The following is a 1927-nucleotide window of genomic DNA, read 5'->3' on the forward strand; positions in this document are numbered from 1 at the left end:
CCCTCCATTCGCCACCTTCATAGCTAGCTCCTCCTCCTAAATACATCGCTAGCGTCTGATGCAAGGAATAAAGCTGATTGCCCGTAATCGCCTCTGTCGAACCTTCAGAAATATCGCCATCTAAAACTGACTTCAGTTTGCTCTTACTTCTTTTATCTCCCTTCCCATGAAGCGCTACAAACGCACTGTCTTCATCACTCCACAACAACGCATTCTGCTCAATATTGTCTGAAATCTCATTATGAAGCTTTGTAAATGAATTGCTTACACCAGCAAACGCTTCCGCAATATTAGGGTAGCTATGCTCTTCTGGACTACCATCATCATTAAATGTCGTAACTTTGAAAGTAGGTGCTACCCATTGACCATCTTCATAGTGAGCTCCACCACCAAAATAAGTCGCCAGCGTCTGATTCAAGGAATAAAGCTGAGAACCATTCACTGCTTCCGTCGAGCCTTCAGAAAGTGTTCCAGCTTTCACGCCAGAGAGACTACGTGCATCACCATTCATGTTTGAAATTGTGATTGCACTACCCTCTTTTTCATCACCTATCTTGATTACCTTCGTAGCATCATCCTGCTTAACAAGACTATCTCCTACAACTTTATTAATCTCACTCTGAAGCTCTTTGTGAATATTCGTGAATGAAGCCCCTACACCAGCAAACGCTTTGGCAACATCATCATAACTTTGCTCTTCAACAGCACTGCCATCTTCTTTGACGATCTTAACTTTAAAGCTTGGAGCATTCCATTGACCTTCTTTATATTCAGCGCCACCACCTAAATAAGTTGCAACAGTCTTATTCGTATCAAAAAGCTGAGAACCATTGACCGCATCACTTGAGCTTGCAGAAACCTCTCCATTGGAAAGAAATGTAATCTTACTCTTGCTTTCCTTCTCTCCATGCGTCGCTACAAACGCCTCTGCGTCCTTATTCCACAACAGCGCATCGCCTTGAACTTCCTGAGTAATATTCGTGATGTTTTCAGTAAGTTCATTAAACTTATTCGTTAGGTTATTATTCACATTCTTGAAATTCGTATCAATACCTTCAATGGCTAAACCAACATCACCATAAGATTTTTCTACTACCTCGCCTTTTGCATCAACACTGGATAATTTATAGGTTGGACCCGTGAAAGTACCATCTTTAAAGCTTGTACCTCCACCTAAGTATTTCGCAATATCCTGAGAAACCTTAGAAATCTGACCGCCATTAACCGCATCATGCGAATTCTCACTAATCTGACCTTCGGCAATATTATGCAAACCTACAGGTGTAGAACCCTTACCTTTACCCAAAGTCACACTCGCATAATTAGTGCTGCTATTATCATCACCTTGTTTATCATAGTGAACAACAGCCGATCCATCAGACTGAAGATTGTTAGAAAGCTCCTTCAGACTTTTATCAAGCTGACCTTTGTTAACTGCTTCATTATCCCTTGTCGCTGTCTTAACACCTGAAAGTATTCTATCTTGGCTTTCCTTATCTGCAATACTGATGCTCGCACCTTCTTTTTCACCACCAAGCTTGATTACTTTTGTCGTGTCATCAAACTTAACAAGACTATCTCTTACAACTTTATTAATCTCATTCTTAAGCTCTTTGTGAATATTCGTGAATGAAGCCCCTACACCAGTAAACGCTTTGGCAACATCATCATAACTTTGCTCTTCAACAGCACTGCCATCTTCTTTGACGATCTTAACTTTGAAGCTTGGAGCACTCCAATGACCTTCTGTATATTCAGCGCCACCGCCAAAGAATTTAGCTATATTCGTAGCTGTTGTTTCAAGATTGTTAGATACACTGCTTATATTTTGATTAGTCGCAAAAAGCTGTGAACCATTGACCGCTTCACTTGAGCTTGCAGAAACCTCTCCATTGGAAAGAAACTTAATTTTACTGTTGCCTTTCTC

General features: G+C 40.8%; 1 pseudogene. It reads right to left on the bottom strand.

Features of this window, described 5'->3' with window-relative positions:
* Positions 1–1927 (bottom strand): annotated as a pseudogene (locus tag ACFINX_RS09885) (hypothetical protein); the annotation flags it as partial.

Source organism: Bartonella sp. AP36NXGY, from assembly GCF_042195865.1.
In the GTDB taxonomy this organism is placed as follows: domain Bacteria; phylum Pseudomonadota; class Alphaproteobacteria; order Rhizobiales; family Rhizobiaceae; genus Bartonella.